This window comes from Pseudoscardovia radai (assembly GCF_002259605.1).
In the GTDB taxonomy this organism is placed as follows: domain Bacteria; phylum Actinomycetota; class Actinomycetes; order Actinomycetales; family Bifidobacteriaceae; genus Pseudoscardovia; species Pseudoscardovia radai.
On record NZ_MWWR01000004.1, the window covers coordinates 1 to 20,666 of the forward strand.

A 20,666-nucleotide genomic window follows, 5' to 3' on the forward strand; every position below is an offset into this window, starting at 1 on the left:
ATCCGTTCCCAGAGAAGATCGACCCGGCCAGGGTCAGGGAGTTCCAGAGGAAGTACGCCGTCGCCGAGACGGGACGCATCAACCTGAGCACATGGCTCAGCCTGTGCGTCAGCTGCGGCGACACAAGCAGGAAAGGCACGGCATGCGACACCCGTTTCGAAATCACCGACGCACACGTCGCAACCTTGATTGCCAATGGCTATCGCCATGTTGGACGATATATCAATGGTGGTTCTTTCAAGGAATTGCGGGATGGAGAGGCAGAACGAATCACGGCAGCCGGCTTGGATCTGTTCCTGATTTACGAAGATGGCGCGGAACTGGCGTACTTCACCGAGGAACAGGGGGACCGCTGATGCCTCTGCTGCTATGAAGTGCGCTGCCAAGCACGGGATTCCTCATTCGGCGGTGATTTTCTTTGCTGTTGATTTCGATGCCCTTGATGGAGAAGTCACGACAAATGTGCTTCCCTACTTCAAGAATCTCTCAGGGGAGATGAGTGGATACCGTATTGGTGTCTATGGCCCTCGGAATGTCTGCACGAGGGTCTGCGAGGCCGGATATGCCGAATTCAGCTTTGTTTCCGACATGTCTTCCGGGTTCAGCGGCAATATGGGATATCCGATTCCCGATGGATGGAGCATCGACCAGATCTCCAACGTCACAATCACCCACGGAAACGACAGCCTGGAAATCGACAACGACCTTGTGTCGAAAGACATGGCCGAATGCTTCACGCCGTGCTGCCTGCCAATTCCTGAGATCACGGATCAGTATGTCGATATTCTGCCTGTATTCGAGGCGAAGACGAATTTGTGGCAAGGCGATATCGCGATTACGAAGAACTACCACCCTTCGGGTAACTTTGAATCTGTTCCTGGAGAAGTGGTTGCCACAGTGCATTACGGTTCTTCGTATCTTGCGCGTGATTTGAAACCGTATCATCTGAAAGATGTGGAGGGCATAAATCCGTTCCCGGATGCAACCGGTCTGCAGTTCGAGATCTATGCCAATGATGGTGACGGCCATCTTGTGCACGGGTATTACACAAAGGTGGAGGTCGATGGACGGACAGGAAGCCAAGGCCACTATGCTTGGGCGGATAGCCAGGAGAATTTCGCTAATTGGAACTCCGATGGAACAAGCCTGACAAGCAACGACTCCAATACGGTTGTTTTGAATGGCGGGCAGTGTCGGATTTATACGCTGGTCCATGGCACCGATTGGGTTTCCGGTACTGGCGGCGTTGTGTCATCGAGCGGGCTGCTCCATGCCGGAATGCAGATTGCGATTCCTGCCTCCGCTTCCTGCGGGAGTCACTGGCCGTATAGGATCAGTGCTTCTCACTGGCGTGAGTCGGCGAACTCTCCGTGGAAGACTTTCACTGATAGGAAAACTGGTACTATCGTGAATGCATTTGTCGACATGGGGCTACAGTATGGAGCAGAGCCAGCTAACCGCATTCTGCGATGATTCTGGCGATAATTCCGTGAGATGAAGTCAGAGATAGTCCGTGGGCGTACCCGGTCAGGCATGCTGTCTGTCGGGTGCGCCCACGGACTCGTAGGAATACCTGAGGGGGATTTTCATGGAGAACCCGGGTCAAGGCATAATCGCGAACCTGTTGCGCCGTGCAGCGCATGGCATTGCACGGGCGGTGAATCACGGGGGAGCGCGGAATCTTCATGGGCGGACGATTCGTGTCTCCCGGTACGGTTCGTGGGCGCGGATTGCGGTTGCAGCGGCATGCGTGTGCGCGCTTGTGGCGGCGCCGATGAGTGTTCCGCTCGCATTCGCGGATGACGATGATTCCGATATCTCTTCCTCCGACGCCCTTTCCTCAATCTCTTCTTCGGATTCCGATGATTCCGCGGATCCCGTCATCGCGGATGACCTGCCCTCCGCCAGCGTGGCCCAGGCGAAGGACCCACAGTGCATGCCGCAGAGAACGTCCTCTGATGATCAAGGCGTTCGCCTCCTGTTCTCGCCTGACGGTGCCACTGTTTATACCATCCCCTATCCGGACGGAAACGCCATCTGCCGCATCGACGTGGCGAGCATGACGGTCACAGGCAAGGCCGATCTGACGGGCGTCGATTTGTATCCCGCATATTCCGCCGATATATCGGACGATGGGTCGCATATTGTGCTTGGCGCCGATGACAACGGGCAAGGTGACTCAGGCCTGTCCGTTAACACCGCCGACATGTCTCTCACTCGATTGCCTGTTGAAAGCATGTGGTTCGCGCCATCGCCCGATGGCTCCATCGCTTACGCGTACACAAGACCCGACCCCTCTCTTCGGCAGCAGCGCCGCATCGTCTCCATATCCACAGCCGATGGCACGATCATCGATGATAAAATCATCAACCTGCCGTTCGCCGCGACCGGTTATGGAGCCGATCTGATCGAAGGCGTATCCCCCGATTGCATGACGTGGTATGTCGATACGGTTCCCCAAGGCTCGAGCACGGCCAGCCTGGTGGCGGTCAATGCGCAGACCGGTACGTCGACCACGCTTCCCGTCGTGCCGACGCATGATGACGCGTCGCCCGCCGCAGAGGACTACCTTGCGCTGGTCGAGCCGCGGAACAACGGAGACTATCGTGGTTTTTACGCCTCGATGCTGGCAAGTTCCGACACAGTGTATTTCACCGACGCGACGCTGAATGATGCGCCGTCGCCGTCGCCCCTTGTGGCGCTCAATCTGCGGACGGGTGCGCTATCTGCGGTGAACGACTTGCAAGGTCTGTCGTTGCGACATGGGCCGATGCTATCTGCCGATGGGTCGGTCATGTATGGATATGACACTGCGCCGGATGATGGCGGAACGGCTTCTGCCACGGGTTCGTCAACGAGTGGATTGTCTCAGGAGACAATCCTGTCGACATCCGATTGGTCCGTCAAAGGCACGGTGCCGTGGATGACGAGTGCGCAATACAAGGGCGAGAAAATGAGGGCGGTCGGAGGAACCCTGACGAGAGACGGATCGACGGTTATCGAACCGCTGGGTGTGTATGACGAAACTATCTGGGATGAAACCGCGCCCACGGTGCTTCGCATGATGTCGACGGACGGCGCGTATGTGGCGAATTATGCGGTGGACATTCCCAATGCCGAGAGGGCGAGGAAGAATCTGGAGGGGTCTTCGCCGATCATCGCGAGCATACCGACGCCGGACGGAACCGGCGTGTTCGTGTCCGGTGCCGGTCTGCCGCTGACGAAAGTGACGGTGCCCGCCGATTGGAAGCAACAGGCCGCGGCGGCATCCCAGGCCGCGTCCGATGCCGCGGCGGCGGGGGAGGCCGACGATGCGAAGGACGCCGCTCCCGATGCCTCGCGCGGCCGCAGGGTTGCATGGGGCGTAGGCGTGGCTGTTGCGGTGGTTGCGGTGCTTGCGGGCGTGGCCGTTGCGGCCCGGCATCGGGGAGGCAAGCGCCGGCGCCACTGAGCTTGCGCCCACGCGGGAATGCGCGCTGCGCGTATTGGGCGCGGCGGCGTAGCGCGGTCAGCATAGAATCGTGGATATGACTTCCCAGGATTTCCCACCGATGGCCGACGCCCCCGCCGCAGGGCCTGCGCCTGCATCGCCGCGCGGCGGCTGGCGCCGGAACGGGGCGCGCGGTTTCAACGCCAACGATGCCAACGACGCCCGTCTTTTCGACCGCGTCCCTCCGCATGACGACCGCGCGGAACAGGCCGTGCTCGGCGGCATGCTCCTGAGCAAGGACGCCGTCGGCGAGATCAGCCAGGTCCTGGAGCCGTCCGATTTCTACCAGCCCCGGCATCAGATGATCTACGAGGCCATCATCACGCTTTTCGCCGGCTCCCAGCCCGTCGACCCCATCGTGGTGGCAAGCGAACTGCGCCGCCGCGAGCAGCTGGAGAAAATCGGCGGATCCGACTACCTCGCCACCCTCGTCGACAGCGTGCCCACCGCCGCCAACGCGGTCAACTATGCCGACATCGTGCACCAGCAGGCCATTTTGCGCCGCGTCATCATGGCCGGCACGCAGGTGGCGCAGCTCGGATACGATGCCGAAGGCCGCGACGCCGAGGATATCGTGAACCTTGCGCAGGCGCAGATCTATCAGGTCGGCATGGGCCACGTGCGCCAGGACTACGTGCCCATCGGCGACGTGGTCATGAGCGCCATGGACACGCTCCAGAGCATCCAGGACGGCACCGTCAGCCGCGGCGTGCCCACGGGCTTCCGCGAAATCGACAAATCCACGCAGGGCCTGCAGCCGGGCCAGATGATCGTTGTCGCGGGCCGCCCGGCCATGGGCAAGTCCACGCTCGGCGTGGATTTCGCGCGTTCCGCCGCCCTGCATAACGACATGGCCACCGTCATCTTCTCGCTCGAGATGAGCAAGCTCGAGCTCGCGCAGCGTATTCTCGCGGCCGAGACGAATATCCCGCTCGGCGTGCTGCGCGACCCGCACCAGCTCACGCCGCAGAACTGGCAGCAGCTCAACACCTGCGTTTCGCAGATCGCGAGCAAGCCGCTGTTCCTCGACGATTCGCCGAATATGAGTCTGATGGAGATCCGCGCGAAATGCCGCCGCCTCAAGCAGACGAACGACCTGCGCCTCGTGGTGGTCGACTACCTGCAGCTCATGAGCTCCGACCATTCCGTGGAATCGCGCCAGCAGGAGGTGTCGGGCTTCTCCCGCGCCCTCAAGCTGCTCGCCAAGGAGCTCGAGGTGCCCGTCGTGGCGCTGTCTCAGCTCAACCGCGGCGTCGAGGCGCGCGCCGACCGAACGCCGATGCTGTCCGACCTGCGCGAATCCGGCTCGATCGAGCAGGACGCCGACGTGGTGTTCCTCGTCAACAGGCCCGACGTGTACAACAAGGACGACAGGCCGGGCGAGGCGGATATCATCATGGCGAAGCATCGTAACGGCCCGACCGCGACCTTCACCCTCGCCTTCGAGGGCGCGATGTCGCGCTTCCGCGACCTTCCGCAGGACTACCAGCAAGGATTGTGACATGGCATTCAAGGCACTGACACCGGCGATCGGCAAGGCCGTGCGCAAGGTTGCGCGCCTGCGCGGCGGCGGCACGGCGTTCCCCGGCAAGGTGGTGGAGCGCATCGACCCGGGCTTCATGGCGCGCACGCTGGCGCAGCTGCCCTACGGCGTGGTGCTGGTGTCGGGCACGAACGGCAAGACCACCACGACGCGCATCGTGGCGTCGCTGCTCGAAGGCATGGGCCTGCGCGTGTTCACGAACCCGACCGGCTCGAATTTCACGCGCGGCGTGGTGTCGGCGCTGCTTGACAAGGTGAGCGTGGGCGGCAGGCTCGACGCGGACATCGCCGTGCTCGAGCTCGACGAGGCGTACGCAGTGCATTTTGTGCAGCGGGTGCGGCCGCGCTACACGCTGCTTCTCAACGTGATGCGCGACCAGCTCGACCGCTTCGGCGAAATCGACAACACCGCGCGCCTGCTGGGCAAGGCGGCCGCGGCAACAACCGGCACGCTGGTGCTCAACCGCGAGGATCCGCGCGTGGCGGCGCTTGCCGGGGTGGCGCCGAAAGGCACGGCCGTGCGCTATTTCGGTCTCGACGATTCTCTGGTGAGTTTCTTCCCGACCGACGATTCCATGCATTGCGAGCTGTCGGGGGACGAGGGTGCTGCGGGTGCTGGCGGTGGCGCTGGTAGTGCCGGCGCTGGTGCTGCGGGCGCGGGCGCGACGATTCACGATGATGCCGCCGAGGATTCCGCCGACAGCGCCGACAGCGCCCATACGCGCCCGGCCGATGTGACGCTGCTCGCCGTCGACGGGCACGCCGCCCGCTTCGGCATGGACGGCCGCACCTACGACGCCACGCTGCGCCTCGAAGGCGTCTACAACCTCTTCAACGCGGCCGCGGCGCTCGCGGTTGTGCGCGCCGTCATGGACGACGTCGAGCTGGCGCGCCGCTCCAGCGCGGAAGCGGCCGCATCGTCGAAGCTTGCGGCGCAGAAATCGGCGGCGGCGCAGAAATCGTCGGAAAAATCGTCGAAACCCGCGGCGCAGACCCGCGCGGAACTCACCGACCGCATGATCGCGGCGCTCAGCGAGGTCACGCCGGCCTTCGGGCGCGGCGAAAGCATCGACGTGGATGGCGTGCCGGTCGAGCTCATCCTCGTCAAGAACCCCATGGGATTCCGCCTGTCGCTCGGCTCGTTCCCGGCGCAGGGGCACCGCACCATGATCGTGATCAACGACGAATACGCGGACGGGCGCGACATGAGCTGGCTGTGGGACGTGGACTTCGACAGTCTGCGCGCCACCGGAGTGGACATGGTGTCGGGCGTGCGCGCCACCGACATGGCGCTGCGCCTGGCCTACGATGGCGTCGAGGCGCGCGCCGTGGACGAGGATATCCCGCGCGCGGTGGAGTCGTTCGTGCGCAGCCACCCCGACGAGCCCAAATACATCTATTGCACGTACACGGCCATGCTCGCGGTGCGCGAGTGCATGGGCCGCCTGACGCGAGTGGAGGACGCCGGACTATGAGCGATATGGCGAATGCGAACGATGGGACGGCGGACGTGGCCGCGGCGGCGAATGCGAACGATGGGCGCGTGCTCGATATCGTGACCCTGTACCCGCGCGACATGAATATCTACGGCGACTCGGGCAATGTGCTCACCGTGCGCCGGCGCGCCGCGCTGTACGGTTTCACGCCCGTGGTGCACAACTACAACCAGGGCGACGAATGGCCCGAGCATGTGGATATCGTGCTCGGCGGCGGCGGGCAGGACCAGGGCCAGGGCACCATCACCGACGACCTTTTCGCGCGCTCGCGGCAGATTCGCGCGCTTGCGGACGATGGCTGCCCGATGCTGCTCATCTGCGGCATGTACCAGCTGTTCGGCGAGTATTTCCAGACCGTCGAGGGCGATCGCCTGCCCGGCATCGGCGTGCTCGACCTCGTGACCGTCGGCCAGCCCGTGCGCATGATTGGCAATCTTGTGGACCACACCGAGGAATTCGGCGACGTGGTGGGGTATGAGAACCACTCCGGGCAGACCTTCCTGCGTGACGGCGGCCGCACGCGGCCATGGGGGCGGGTGGACGCCGACGGCACCGGCAACAATGGGCGCGACCACACCGAGGGCGCGCGCTACAACGCCGTGATCGGCACGTATCTGCACGGGTCGGTGCTGCCGAAGAACCCGCGCGTGGCGGATTACCTGATCGGCGAGGCCGCGCGCAGGCGCTACGGCATGGAGCGGCTCGAGCCGACCGCGCAGGGGGCCGATGAGCTCAGGCGGCTCGACGACCTGGCGCGCAGGGCCGCGGCCGTGGCTGCGAGCCGGCCGCGCTGAGGGGCGGCAGTGCGCTGAGGGGTGGCGGTCGGCGGAGCGACGGGACGGCTCCGCTGAGGTGGATTCCTCACGCCGTCGGTCGTTCCGTCATGCCGCGATTACGCACGCCGCATGACGGGAAAATCGTGGATTCCTCCATACAATGGAAGCGTATCCGGCCGCGCGCCGTTGCGCGGCGGGCAAACGCGACCCCGCGTACCTACGCGGGAGTAAGGAGGAAAGATGTCTGGAAAGACTCCGCTCAAGCCCGATGAGATCTATCACATCGAAGACGACGATGATATGTTCGACTCGCTGAAGAAAACCGTGCGCAAGGCCGGTGTCATCGGAGGTATCGTCGAGCTTATCGTCGGCATCGTCATGCTGTTCTGGCCGAGCAAGACGCTTGCCGCCGTCACCGTGCTGCTCGGCGTGGGGCTCGTGCTGCTCGCCATCGTGTATCTCGGCGCGGCCATCGGCACGCCGATCATGCCGGCCGGCTGGCGCACGCTCGGCATTCTGAGCGCGGTGCTGTTCGTGTTCGCTGGCATCGCCATTTTCAAGGCGCCGCAGGCCGTTGGCGCGTCCCTGGTGGTGTTCGTCACAATCATCCTCGGCATGGTGTGGATTCTCGACGGCATCACGTCGCTGTTCCAGTCGAGCTTCACCATCAACCCGGCCGCGTCCATCGTGTACGGACTTGTGTCGATTATCGCGGGCATCGTGGTGCTTGCCGCGCCGCAGCAGTCCACGGTGTTCCTGTTCATGTTCGTGGCCGTGGCGCTGATCGTGATGGGCATCGTGTCCATCATCCGCGCCCTCACCTTCGGCCGCCGCGACTAGCCGCGTGGCGCGCGGCGCGTGCGCGTGCGTGCGCGTGCGTGGGGCTCCCGCCCCTCTTCCCATAACAATGTGATGGTTTTCGGACCGAAATCCACGATTTCGACCTCAAAATCGTCGAAAAATGTCCGTAAGCCATCACATTGTTGCGGAATTCACAACGATGTGATGGGTTGCGGACACGGGGCGATCTGACCGCCCCGCACTGACCGAGGGCGGAGTATCGAACACCTATTGCGCGGTTTGTGGGGTCCCGGACGGCAAACCGACGACGCAATTGCAACGTTTTCGGACGCTCTCTACTCGGGCAACCCCCGAAAAGGACCCCACAAACCGCGAAATACCCCTCTGCGGCATATTCGAACACCCCCGTCGGAGCCCCGATCCAGCGCGCCCGACCGTGTCCGTAAGCCATCACACCATTACGAATTCCCTAACAATGTGATGGGTAGCGGACGGAAAACACGATTTTCCCGCCTGAAATCATCGAAAAATGTCCGCAAGCCATCACATTGTTGCGGAAATGGGAACGATGTGAGAGCGGGCGCCGGAATGTGCAGCGCCGGCGATGCGGGAGAGCCGGGATGCGGGGAAGGGAACGATCGGGGGCAAGGGTTGTGTCGTATCATGTGCAGAGAAATATTGGCGCACAGGCGGGAGTAACAGTGCACAAGTCGCAGCGCGGCGGGGACTCGTTGTCCATCCACGATTCATGGCATGATTCATTGCGTGGCCGGGGTTCGCTGCCTGACGCGCCCGATGATTTGTGGTCGCCCGGGGCTGAGCATCGCCGGAAGATGCGCAGCATGCGGCGCCGGCTCCTGGCATTCGTGGTGTGTCTGGCGCTGTCGGCGTGCATCGTTCTGGCGGCGCTGTGGGCGGAGAACACCGCGGCTCCCAAGGCGCAGGCGGTGGAGATTGCGCAGAGCGCCGATGCAACGAGCGCCGATACGATGGGCGAATCGTCGGACACCTCCGACGCAACCGACACCGACACAACCTCCGATGCCACCGCCTCCTCGACCCCCGCCGAGGCGCAGAACGAAAGCGTGACGCTCGACTCCACGAACTTCTCCGACCCGGCCTGCGTCGGCGCCGACCCCGGCGCGCTGCGCATCTCGCCTGACGGCGCCACCGCGTATATCGTGTCGAACGGCAGCGAGGTCTGCGCCGTCGACATCCCGGACTTCACCACCACTCACACCGCCACTCTGCCCGGCGACAGCCTCGGCGTCAACGGCGGCGTGACGCTCTCCACCGACGGCGCGCGCCTTTTCGTGGCCACCACCGCCGGCATCGCGGTGATCGACACCGCCTCCTACGCCGTCACGACGCTCGACCTCGTGACCAGCAACTACGTGGTGACGCGCGACGGCTCGACGCTGTACGCCGTGGTGCAAAGCGGCGGCACGTGGCAGATTGACACCGTGGACGTGGCCGGCGGCGGCATCACCTCGCAGCCCGTCGTCTTCCAAGAAGGCGCCGACCCCAGCGTGGTCAATCCGCTGATCGTGTCGGACGACGGCGTGACCGTCATCGCCGACGCGCAATACGATTCCGCCGAGCATATCCTCGCCATCGAGCCCGCAACCGGCTCCAGCACGCATCTGGCGGTGGCGGCGGTCAGCTACATCGGCTGTGCGAGCCCCGACGGCACCAAGGTGTACGTGCCGGATTCCAGCGTGAGCAACGTGCTCGAGGTGAACGCGAATTCGCGCGAGGTGGGCGTGATCAGCGTGGATTCCCAGGCGAGGATTGTGAGCATGGCGCTGTCGGCGGATGGCTCGCGGCTTGCGGTGGGCACGTCGACGGGTGCGCATCTCTACGATGCGGCCAGCGGCGCGAAGGTGCGCGATCTGGCGGCGAACGAGCCGGACGCGTATGTGTCGCCCGATGGGCGGTATCTGATGTCGGTGTCGGTCGGGAGCGATGGCGCGGCGGGTGGCGCTGGCGCGGCTGCGGGTGGTGCTGGCGCGGCGGCGTCGGGGCTGACGACGCTTGATGTGTCGCGGTCCGCGTCGGATTCGGGCACCACCGTGCAGACCGGCCAGGTGTATTACGATGGCGTCGGCGCGGGCGGCGACGTGGAGGTACGCGGCGTGGCCTTCGCGCCCGACGGGTCGGCGATGTATGTGCTGGCGACCGGGGATGCGTCGTCGTCGGGCGCATCGTCGAACACGGGCGTGAGCTCTACGACCTCCGATTCGGTCGGGCGACTGATCCGCATCGACCTCAACGGCTTCTCCGACGCATCGACCGCCGCGCAGAAGAGCTCGTCGTCAAAGACGCTTCCGCTGATCATTGCGCTGGTGGTTGTGGGCTGCGCTCTGATCGCCGGTTCCATCTGGATTCGCCGTCGCCTCGCCTCCGCTGAATCCGCTAAGCGTTAGCGCCCGGTTCGAATCGGGTGGAGCCGAATCGGGTGGGGCCGAATCGGCCGCATGTCCGCAACCCATCACATCGTTTTCGTTTCCGCAACAATGTGATGGCTTGCGGACATTTTCGGACGATTTTGGGCGGGAAAATCGTGTTTTGTGTCCGTAACCCATCACATTGTTATGAATTCGGGAACAGTGTGATAGGTTGCGGACAGGTTGCGGACATGGTGCGGGCGACGCGAAGTGGTGAGTCGGGTGCTCCGATGCGGGTGTTTGATATGCCGCGGAGGGGTATTTCGCGGTTTGTGGGGTCGTTTTCGAGGGGGTGCCCGAGTAGAGAGCGTCCGGGAACGTTGCAATTACGTCGGCGGTCTGACGTTCCGGACCCCACGAACCGCGCAATAGGTGTTCGATGCCCCCGTTTGCGGCAGAGACGTGACGGCCGGACCGGCCTCGTGTCCGTAACCCATCACATTGTTAGGGAATTCGCAACAGTGTGATAGGTTGCGGACATTTTCGGGTGATTTTGGGGCTCGGGAGCCCGATTTTGGTCCGAAACCCATCACATTGTTGGTAGGGAGATTGTTGGTGGGGAGATTGTTGATGGAAAGAGGCGCGGCGATCAGAAGTCGATCAGAAGTCGAAGAGGGTGGACTGGATGGCGCGGAGGTCTTCGACGTGGCGGGCGTCGATGCGGTGGGCGGGGGATTCGTCCGCGCCGGCCGCCGCGCCCGCCGTACCGTCCGCGCCGGCCCCGGCCGAAGCCCTGCGCCCGCCGCTGATGCGCTCGGCCACCACGATGCGCTGCCCGTCGCCCGCATTCGCCAGTCGCTCCACGTAGTTGTTCGGGAACGTGCGCGTGATGCTCGCATCGGTCAGACCCGTCCAGCACAGCAGCTGCACATGCTTCGACGCTGCCATCCGCGCCATCGGCTCGAGCAGGTACTCGGCGTTCATCTTGCCGAAGGGGTTGTCCATCGGCAGCACCTTCCAATCCTTGCGCCCGCTGAAAACATCGAGAACACCGTCCGCATCGCGCCCCGCGAAATCCATCAGCGCACTGAGCACAATGAACGCACTCAGCGTGCTTTCGCCGCCGGAATTCGTCTTCGCCTCGTCCCAAGTCATCTTCACAGCACCGTCGCGCTCCACCTTGTACAGCGTGAGCTTCACGCTCTCGAGCCGCACCACTTTCTTATACAGCCCGGGCAGCGTCAGTGTGCGCTTGATGGTCTCGTCGGCGGTGGACGGCTCCGCATCCGCCGCATCGATGATTTCGTCGAACGCCCGCTCCGTGCGCTCGCGGCAGTCGTCGGCGCCATCCCACTTGGGCACTTCGATGGACAGCATTTTCTGCGGCTTGCCCTTGATCTCGATGGTGGAATTGTCTCCGGCCTTGCCCAACGCCTTGTTCATGGCGCCGAGCAGAACCACGCAATGCTCGATGAGATGGTCGCGCATGTTGCGGTTGTCGGTGAGGTCGCGCTCCAGCTTGCCGATAGCGTCGCCGAGGCTGCGCCGCCGTTCCGTGAGCTGGCCGGGGAACACGTCGGTGCGGTTCTGCGCGTCCGCGTCGATGGCGTCGCGCAGCGCGGAGATGAGCTTGCCGAGCGTGGGGTCGGACTCCTGCGAATACTTCGTCTGCAGGTTGCCGAGCTGGCGTTGCACCGCGTTCTGCGCGGCGCCCAGCGCGGTCTGCGTCTTCTGCGCGCGGGCGTCGAGGTTCTCGGCGCGCTTGACGAGCCCATCGTTATCCACGATTCCCAGGTTCTCGTGCCATTCCGCGGGTACGGGGCGGTGCGCGTCGGCGCCGGCGGCGTGCGCGGGCACCCGGAAGGTGGTTGGCACGGCGTGCTGCGGCGCGGCGGAGGCGGAAGTGGCGGCGTGAGAAGCATCGCCATCGCTCGCGCCCCGCCGCCCTGCTATGATGGCCAGATCCTCGGCCGACAGGGCATACGATGGCAGCGCGTCCTTCCACCTCGCCAACCGATTCTGCGCGTCATCGCACGCGCGCCGCCGCTCGACGGCGCGGGCGGCATCCGCCGACGCCGCCTTCTTCCGCGCCTCGAGCTCGCGCAGCTCGGCCTCGAAGTCGATATCCGGAATCTGATCGGCCGGAAGCGCTTCCTCGAGCTGCGTGTAGCGCCGCAGGTCGGCGTGCGTCCGCTGCACATCCTTGCGCGCATTCTCGGCCGTGGTCTGCGCCCGGACGAATTCCTCCGTGGCCGTCGTGGCGGCCGCGGCCGTGCGGTCTTTGGCATCGCTGAGCTCGGCGAGACGGTCGTCATCGTAGGCCATGCCGCGCGCGTCCTCCTGCGTGACGCCGTATTTCGCGCTATCGCGCAGCGTGGCGTCACGCCGGCGCTTCGCGGCGTCGAGATGCTTGCGCGCCCCGTCGACCTGCTGCTGTGCCTGGCTTTCGTTCGCGCCGACGTCATGGCGGATCGCATCGTACTGCGCCGCAAGGCGCTCGGCTTCCTCGCGATCCAAAGGCTCGGCGGCGGTTGCGCTGGTTGATGCCACGCCGCCGGTGGTGCTGCCGGTGGTGCTGCCGGCAGCCTCGCCTGCGTAATCGGCATACGATTGCGCCTTCGCGTGCGCGTCCTTCGCCTCGCCGTTCAGCGCATTCGCCGCCTCGCGTGCCTCGTCGGCGGCGCGGCGTTGCGCGGACTGCTCGGCCTGTGCGTCGCGAATCGTGCGTTCGAGCGCCGCGCGTCGGCGACGCGCCTCGTCGGCCTTCTTCTTCAAGGCCTGGCGTTCGCTGTAATCGTCGCGCAGCTTATCCAGTTCATTGCCGCGCCGCTGACGCCGACCCGCACGGTCATGCTCCGCGGAGAGCAGAGCATCTAGCTGCGCGCCGACGCCCTCCAACCGCGCAATCTCGGCTTTGGCGTCGGCGATGTTACGCTCGGTGGCGGCCTGCTCCGCCTCGAGTTCCTTCACGCGTGCCGTTGCAGCATCGTTCTCTTCGCGCGTGAACGCGTCGGAGCTCAGGCGCGTGGCGATGCGCATGAGGTCGTCGGCCTGCGTTTGCAGGGAGTCCGCCCGCTGCCGCCAGTCTTCGGCCTCTCGTGCGGCTTTCTGGATGCTGCGGCGCAGCGTCTCGGGATGCAGCATGCGCGTGTCATAGCGCGAATACACAAAGATGTCGCCGAGACGATTAAGCGCTGTGGTTGCATTGTCTGCGGCATCCACACCGCCTCGCGCCCCCGCGCCATCGACCCACTCGCGCACCATCACGGCCACCGGCCTGCTCACGGTGCCTTGGAAATCCAGGGATTCCAGCCGTGCCACGCTGCTTTCGGTAATCAGCAGCGCATACGGCAGCATCGGATACTCGCGCACCAGCTCGTCGCGTCGCGCCTCGTCCACATACTTCGCTAGGTAGTTGGCGCCCTCGATGGTATCGATGCCCGCGTCCTGGAGCGTCGCCACAAAGCTCGCGTCGATGGTGCGGGACTCGCCTTTGCCGAGATTCGTCAGCTCGTCGCGCCGTGCCTCGGCGTCGCGCTGCCTGCCGCGCGCTGTCTCCGCGTCGCGCTGCGCCTGGTCGTGCAACGTGTCGATCCTGCCGGGAAGCTCCGCGTCGAAGGGGTCGTCGATGCCTAGGCGGTCGAGCGTCAGCACGCTGCCGCGAATCCACGCAAGCGTCGCGTCAAGCCGTGCCCGGTGTGCCCGCGCTTCGCGCAGGTCGCCATCGAGCTGCCCGAGGCGCTTGGTGCGCTGCTCGGCGTCGGCTGCGAGGGCGGCGCGGCGTGCCTCGGTGCCCTCCCGTTCCGTCGATGCCTCCTGGGCCAGCGCGTCGCCCGCCGTCGCATCGTGTGTGTAGGCGTCGGCAACGGTTTCGAAAGCGTCGGGCGCAAGGTCGCCAAGCATGTCGTATTCGTGGCAGCGCCGTGTTGCCGCCGCGGCCTCGGTTGCCGCGGCATCGGCGGCGTCTCGGGCCGTCACGATGGCGTCGGGCAACGATTCCGCGGCTGCATCGTCTGTCATGTCTGAGGCGGCGCCGTGCTTCGCCGCGCCGGTGCTGCCTGTCGTAGCCGCGCTAGCGCCCGCGCCCGTACCTGCGCCATCGGGCCCGTACTCGGCCACGAAATCGTCCGCCTGCTTGCCGAAACGCTCCACGGCATCGTCGCCGCGCTGAATCGTCACGTCGCACGTGCTGAGCTCATCTCGCGCCGCCTCGCCTGCGTGCCGCGCCTCATCCTCGCGCCTCTCCGCCTGCTTCCTCTCGCCGCGCTTCGCCTCGGCGGCGTCGCGCGCCTGCGCCTCGGCCTCCGTGTAATACGCGAACAGCCTCGGGCCCCACACCGCCAGCTTGCGATGGTTCTCGTCATCGGGCGACCGGAGCGCCTCCAGCCGCGCCTGCGCACCGTCCAGCTCGCGCCTGGCCTCGCCCACCGCTTCCTCGTCACGCGCGAGCAGCATCGTGGTGTGCTCCGCCTGCGCACGGCGGTTCGCTTCGTCGGCCGCGTCGCGCTCCTCGCGCCGCAGTGCCTCGAGCTCCTCTGCTCGCTGCGCCGTCACGTCGGCCTGCACGCAGGCATGCGAATACTTGCGCTCGATTGTTGTTGTGGTGTCAGACTCCACGGTGGCAATCCGCTCGTTCGCGGCGTTTTCCTGCGCCTCGGCCGTCGCCTTTGCACCGCTCAACGCGGTATGGAGTGCGGCCGCGCTCCCCAGCGACTCGAGGTGATTCTTACGTGCCGAACGGTAGCGCTCCACCTGCTCGTCGCGCAGTGCGTCGAGATCTGCGGCGCATGTGGTGAATAGCTCGGCGCGCGCGTAATTGCCCGCCAGTCTCTCGCGCTGCCGCGCATATGCCACCGCCGAGTCGCGCGTTTGCTCGAAGCTGTTCTTCGGATCGGCCTTCTGCGCCGCGATGTCAAGGAACCAGCTGCCGATCAGCGCCTCGCTCGTGCCATATTTCTCAAAGAACGACGAAAGCCCGTTCTCGTCCTGGTTGATGGGTGCGATGACGCGCGTCCACTCGTCGCGGTGAATGCGGTGCTCCTCGAGGTCTGCGAAGTATGCGCGGCCCTCGCCGTTCGAGAGGCGGTAGGCGTGGAAGCGCATGCCGTATTCGCGCTCCATGCGCTTGAGGAACGCGGTCACCTCCTGCCAGGTGGGCACCACATAGCCTTCGGCGGTGTGGCGTGTGGCGGGGAAGTCGGGCAGCGCGTAGGGACAGTCGGCGCCGTCCTCGTAATCGCCGACGAAGGCGATCATGTCAAGGCCCGAGACGCCGGCCGCGGAGGTGCCGGTGGAATCCGATGTCGGCTGGCGGCGCGCGCACAGGCCCGTGATGAAACGGCGCCGGGAGGCCGGGCTACCTGCGCCGCCGGAGCTGGCGGAGGCAGTGGCGGCGGCGAGATTGGCGTTGCCGGGGTCGGCGCCGTCCGGAATCCACTCCACGATGACGCTGGACGGCTGCGTGGTGGGGAAGTAGTCCGCGTAGTTGCGCTTCTGCAGGTTGCGCGTGCCGCCTTGCGTGAACAGGCCGTTGAGCAGAATGACCTGCACGGTTTTGCCGCCGCCGTTCTCGAAGCGGAACACGGTGTTCATGCCGTCGAGGTCGAAGGTGAGGTCCGGAATGGAGCTCTTGTTGTTGTTATACCGGATGTTCGCGTAGCGGATCCTAGAGATTCTGGGCATCGTCCGAGTCCTTTCCGGCTGCCGGGGCCTGCGCTGCGTCATCGTCGAAACCGAAATCTTCGATTTCGCCATCGTCGACGTCGAAGAAGCGCGAGAAGCGCGCGAAGTAATCGTCGGTCAGCACGATGCGCTCCATGATGGCGTCCATTTTCGCCGTCGGGGAGAAGACGCGCACGTCCTTGGCGTAGTTCACCAGCCCCTGCTTGTCGAGGAAGGAGAGCGTGTAGTGCATGAAGCCCTGCTTCGTGGTTTTCTTCGTGTCGTCGTCATCCGAGCGCAGCGCGGTGAAGCGGTTGTACAGGTCGGTGTAGAGGATGCCGTCGCGCTCCTCCTCGTGCTCCGCGCCGATTTTGAGCTGCCTCTCCACCTCGGTCTGCAGCACGCGCATCGTGATGCTGGAGCGTGTGCGCGGGTCCTCGCCGCTGCCGTCGTAGAACATCTCGATCAGCGTCATGATGATGAACACAATGAGGTAGTAGTCGGTCATCGTGTTGCCGCTGCCAGGCAGCACCGCGTCGCGCAGCGTTGCGCGCGTGTAGCCGAGCGTGGTGTTGAGCTTGTCGGGCACGAGGCACAGGCCGTCGGCGTCGCGCTCGCCGGGCATGTCGAAGCGCGCTTGCATCGCCACGATGGTGCAGTTCCATGTGGCGGCCTCCTGAGCGCACAGCTCGCGGATGTCGTCGCGCTCCACATAGTCGTTGTAGAGGTCGGGGTTGTTGGTGCGCCGCAGCTCATGCGTGGGCGAGGTGGCGAGGATGGCGAAGATCTCGTGCGCGCGAGAGATGTCGTCGATGGAATAGCTTGCGTGCATGGCGGTCAGTGTCCTTCGGATGTTTGGAGTGCGGCCACACTCCTCTTGGTGTTCGAGGTGCTGTCTGTGCTGCGGCGGATGACGATGGCGCAGTCCGTGCATCGCACCAGCGGGTAGGTGGCGGGCGCGTTGGCATTGCTCGGCGCGGCGTTGGCATTGCTCGGCGCGGCGGCAGCGGCATGGAATACGATGTCCCCGCCCAGCGTTTCGATTTCGATGGCCTCGATATCCGCCAGGTCATCCATCGTGTCGATGCCGTGCACCAGCGTGCGCGGGGCGTCGAATTGCTCGTCGTCGGTGCGGATGGTGCGCGACATTGTCTCGCGGATCTGCGCGATGTTATACGGGTCGTGGCCGAGCAGCTCCGACAGCGCGAAGGGGAAGCGGTCCGGATCGGGAGCCAGGCGTGCGGCCGCCGCCGCGTCGGTCTGCGAGGCGCGCGCCAGCTCGCCCAGCGTCACACGGGGGCGGGTCGTGTGCGCAATCTCGCGCACCAGCGCCAGGAACGCCGTGCGGTCGGCGTCCAGCTCCGCCGCACGGGCCGCCTTCTCGCGCTTCTCCGCCTCTTCGTCGGCGTCGGGCAGCGCGATCTCATCCTCGTCGTCATCCTCGATCCGCACCTGCGGGAGGAACGCGACCGCCGGGTTGAAGATGCGGTTCTCGGGCATCCTGCCGTCCGGTTGCGGCGTCTGGCGAATCGTATGGGCGAAAAGCGGCGCCAGGAAGTCGCTCGCCACCGATTCCAATAGCCTTGCGTCGTCGAGCAGTGGCGCATACACGTGCGCGGGGAAGGGGTAGCGGTGCGTGGCGTCGATGCCCGCCGCGAGCGAGGAATCCAGCGCCTCGCTGTACGCGCCTGACATATCCTGCGCCAGATGCAGGATCTCGCTTTCCAGCAACAGGCCCTGGTCCAGCGACTCCTTGATGTCTCGCAGTGAGGTCAGCTGGTGGCGCGTTTTCGCCGCGAACTCGGCGCGCTGGCGAGCCATTGAAGGCGTGGTCTGCGCGGGCGTGGGCTGCGCAGCTGTCGCCGCCGTCGCCTGCGCAGCAGCTGCCTCCGCCGCTTCCGTCGCCTCCCGCATCTCGCGCTGCGTCTGCTCGAGCGCCGCGATCTTGCTCACCGCCAGCTCCTTGTACTCGCGGAACTCCTGGTTCGCCGCATCGATTTCCGCAAACATCGCGTCCATCGTGTCGCCATAGCGATCTATGCGGTATTCGCTGACGTTCTGGCGGATGGCGTGGATGTCGTCGGCGAGCTTCTGTTTCTGCTGCTTGAGCGTCTGGTTGATCTTGCGCACATGCTGCAGCGCATCGTCGAAATCGCCCTGGTTGAGCAGATACGAGACGATGAGTCGCTGCAGCGGCACGTTCGTCGAATCCTCGAGCTCGAGCGTGGCGAACAGGCAGCTGTAGCCGATATCCGTCATGCGGTAGGTGATGCGCTTGTCGGTTCGTGAATCGAGCTGCCAGTAATCGTCCCTCACGAACTGCACCGGCATATCCACGAGGCCGCCGGTGGCGCTCGAATACGTGCGGAAGGTCATCAGCGTGCCGTCGTTGATGAGCAGCGTGTCCACAATGAACTGCGAGAGGCCGCGGCATTGCTCGCTCGTCATGCCGCGGTGCCAGATGGCGCGGTCCGTGGCCTCGATGAACTCGGCGATATCGTCTTTTGTGCACACTTCCTCGTTGATCGAGCGCTCCATGATGAACAGCATGACCATGACGAGCAGCGTGAACTGCTCCTGCTGCGACGTTCCGAAGCCGCTTGTTTTCCATGCGCGCTTGGTCGGGCCGGTCTGGAAGGCGAGCTGCGCGAAGAACGAGACGAAGCGCATGCGCTCCTCGAAGCGGTCGAGACAGGAGAGGTTGTCGATCATGCCGCCTCCTTCGGGGTGGGTGTGGTGTCAGCGGGCGCGGGTGCGGTGTTGGGCGCGGCGGCTGCGTCGTCCGCGGCGTAATCGTCGTCGCTGAGAATCTCCTGGGGAATGTAGCGACCCTCCGCGAGGGTGCGCCGCACTTCGTCGCGTGCATCGTCGGGAAACACGGCGAGAAAATCGTCGATATTCCCCGACCTCTGCCGCTCCTTCATGCGCGGCATGAGCAGGCCGAGGCCGCGCATCGCCCGCGCTTTGCGCGCCATCGCCGTGTAGCCTTCGCGGAACGGGCGGATGCTCACGGTGCCGGCGAGGCCGCGACGGAGCGCGTCGAAGATGGCGATGCCTTCGTCGTCGAGGTCGCCCAGGTAGAGGAAGCGGTTCGCGGGGCAGCGCAGGTAGGCGGGCAGGGCTTCGGAGAAATGCGATCCGAGGGCCGTGACCTTGTTGCCGCTGCCGTAGACGATGGAGTCGATGGGCGTGGAGAAGAGAGTGGGGCGAGACTCCAATGAGCTCGCGGGGCGCGAGGAAAGGTAGCTCCAGAAGCTGAAGAAGGTGTCGCTGTTCTCCACAATAAGCACTGTTTGCGGTGTGGAGTAGCGCAACGAGAAAGCCGGGACCGGCTCCACCGTGCGATAGACGTTGAGGTCGTCGAGCGTCATGCCGCAGTGTTTGAGCACATCTCTGGCGTTGAAGCGCTCGCCTTGGAACGGCTGCTCGTCGTAACATTTCTCGAACTGCCAGATCTCGAAGCAGCGTTCGCGCAGCGAGATGCGGCGTGCGAGGCGGTCGGCGCGGTGCTTGAGGTAATCGCTGAGCTGGAGCACGTAGCGCCGCTCCGCATGGTAGCGCTCGGGGTGGTTGGAGTAGTAGCTGTGCGAGATGGGTGGAGTCAGACACCACGTGAATTCCTCGCGCTCCTCGCGCTGTGTTTCGGGCGGGGCGAAGTCGGGGACGGGCTCGCGATACCGGTTGAACAGCGCAGGCGTGCGGCCATTCGTTTTGCTTGTCTTCACCGGATCGAGCTCGCCGTCGCGCGTCATGCGCTGGATCTCCTCCGCGATGGCCGTGTATTGCGTGGTGCGCAGGTGATTGGAGACACGCTCCATGAGTGGTTCGAGGGAGATGTATGTGTAGCGCCGGCGGGCGGGGGTGGTAGGCGGTGTGGGTGCGGGCGCGAACGTGCGCGGTGCGGCATCGGTGCCGCGATCGTGCGCTGCGTTCGTGCCTTGGTCCACCATGGTTCCTCCGTCCCCGATATCAGCCCCTGTGCTTCGGTATCCCACCCATTGTATCGTCGCCATGCCTCAAGTCCCCGACGCACCGTGCATTCGAGAACAGTGGTGCGGTTTGCGGACATTTTCGGGGATTTTGGCCTGAAAATCGTGGATTTTTGCCCGAATCCCGTACCACTGTTTCTGGGGAGAGCGCGGGGACGCGGGATTGCGACGCTGATTCGGTCTGATTCCCGCTTGTTCTCGCCTAGCGGAACCAACGGTAGCTCTCGCTGGCACTGGGGCGACCAGTGAGGGGCACTGTTGGCGGGGGAGCTTAGTGTTTGCAACGATGGGTTGGCCAACGGTGGCTCTCGCTGGCACTGGGGTGACCAGTGAGAGGTACTGTTCCGGTGGAAGCCCAGCATTTCCAATGGCATCCGGATTGACGGTGGCTCTCGCTGGCACTGGGACAACCAGTGAGGCCGACTGTTGGCGATCCGGCATGGACGTCCGTGGATGGAACGGGCGTGAAATCGGTCCTATGCCTGGAACCCGCGCCACTGATATTGGGGATGCGAGAGAATGGA

12 protein-coding genes are annotated in these 20,666 nt (G+C 64.7%); 8 read left to right on the plus strand and 4 right to left on the minus strand.

Going from position 1 to position 20,666, the window contains the following annotated elements; genetic code table 11:
• The 8 genes from PSRA_RS09650 to PSRA_RS09305 form a co-directional block, all read left to right on the plus strand.
• On the plus strand, positions 1 to 356 hold a 356-nt coding region (locus PSRA_RS09650; RefSeq protein ID WP_143516301.1), incomplete at its 5' end, for a glycoside hydrolase domain-containing protein.
• A 13-nt stretch (positions 357 to 369) separates the two neighbouring features.
• Positions 370 to 1,473: a glycoside hydrolase domain-containing protein gene (locus PSRA_RS02235; protein ID WP_275542329.1), complete on the plus strand. Its 1,104-nt coding sequence runs from the start codon at positions 370 to 372 to the stop codon at positions 1,471 to 1,473.
• A 301-nt stretch (positions 1,474 to 1,774) separates the two neighbouring features.
• Complete coding sequence (locus tag PSRA_RS02240) at positions 1,775 to 3,451, plus strand: hypothetical protein (RefSeq protein ID WP_094660245.1); 1,677 nt, start codon at positions 1,775 to 1,777, stop codon at positions 3,449 to 3,451.
• A 100-nt stretch (positions 3,452 to 3,551) separates the two neighbouring features.
• Entirely contained in the window at positions 3,552 to 4,991 is a 1,440-nt protein-coding gene (gene dnaB, locus PSRA_RS02245; protein ID WP_094660246.1) for a replicative DNA helicase, read from the plus strand.
• A gap of 1 nt (position 4,992) precedes the next feature.
• Positions 4,993 to 6,507: a Mur ligase family protein gene (locus PSRA_RS02250; RefSeq protein ID WP_094660248.1), complete on the plus strand. Its 1,515-nt coding sequence runs from the start codon at positions 4,993 to 4,995 to the stop codon at positions 6,505 to 6,507.
• A 5-nt stretch (positions 6,508 to 6,512) separates the two neighbouring features.
• A complete protein-coding gene (locus PSRA_RS02255) occupies positions 6,513 to 7,322 on the plus strand; it encodes a type 1 glutamine amidotransferase (RefSeq protein ID WP_245834855.1) in 810 nt (269 codons plus the stop codon).
• A 222-nt stretch (positions 7,323 to 7,544) separates the two neighbouring features.
• A complete protein-coding gene (locus PSRA_RS02260) occupies positions 7,545 to 8,144 on the plus strand; it encodes an HdeD family acid-resistance protein (RefSeq protein ID WP_094660252.1) in 600 nt (199 codons plus the stop codon).
• 794 nt (positions 8,145 to 8,938) lie between these two features.
• The gene (locus tag PSRA_RS09305; protein WP_094660253.1) at positions 8,939 to 10,531 is read left to right on the plus strand and encodes a WD40 repeat domain-containing protein; all 1,593 of its coding nucleotides are present in this window, start codon (positions 8,939 to 8,941) and stop codon (positions 10,529 to 10,531) included.
• A gap of 621 nt (positions 10,532 to 11,152) precedes the next feature.
• Here the strand turns inward: PSRA_RS09305 and PSRA_RS02270 are convergent.
• From PSRA_RS02270 to PSRA_RS02285, 4 genes are read right to left on the minus strand one after another with little or no spacing between them, the layout of a single operon-like run.
• On the minus strand, positions 11,153 to 16,174 hold the full coding sequence (locus PSRA_RS02270) for a hypothetical protein (protein WP_094660254.1): 5,022 nt from the start codon (positions 16,172 to 16,174) through the stop codon (positions 11,153 to 11,155).
• Positions 16,158 to 16,985 (minus strand): DUF6063 family protein, encoded by an 828-nt coding sequence (locus PSRA_RS02275; protein ID WP_094660255.1) that lies wholly within the window; start codon positions 16,983 to 16,985, stop codon positions 16,158 to 16,160. The genes PSRA_RS02270 and PSRA_RS02275 overlap by 17 nt, the downstream gene beginning before the upstream one ends.
• Before the next feature lie 5 nt (positions 16,986 to 16,990).
• Positions 16,991 to 18,865 (minus strand): hypothetical protein, encoded by a 1,875-nt coding sequence (locus PSRA_RS02280; RefSeq protein WP_094660257.1) that lies wholly within the window; start codon positions 18,863 to 18,865, stop codon positions 16,991 to 16,993.
• The gene (locus tag PSRA_RS02285; protein WP_094660259.1) at positions 18,862 to 20,103 is read right to left on the minus strand and encodes a Wadjet anti-phage system protein JetD domain-containing protein; all 1,242 of its coding nucleotides are present in this window, start codon (positions 20,101 to 20,103) and stop codon (positions 18,862 to 18,864) included. Before PSRA_RS02285 ends, PSRA_RS02280 begins: the two co-directional genes overlap by 4 nt.
• Positions 20,104 to 20,666 lie beyond the last annotated feature (563 nt).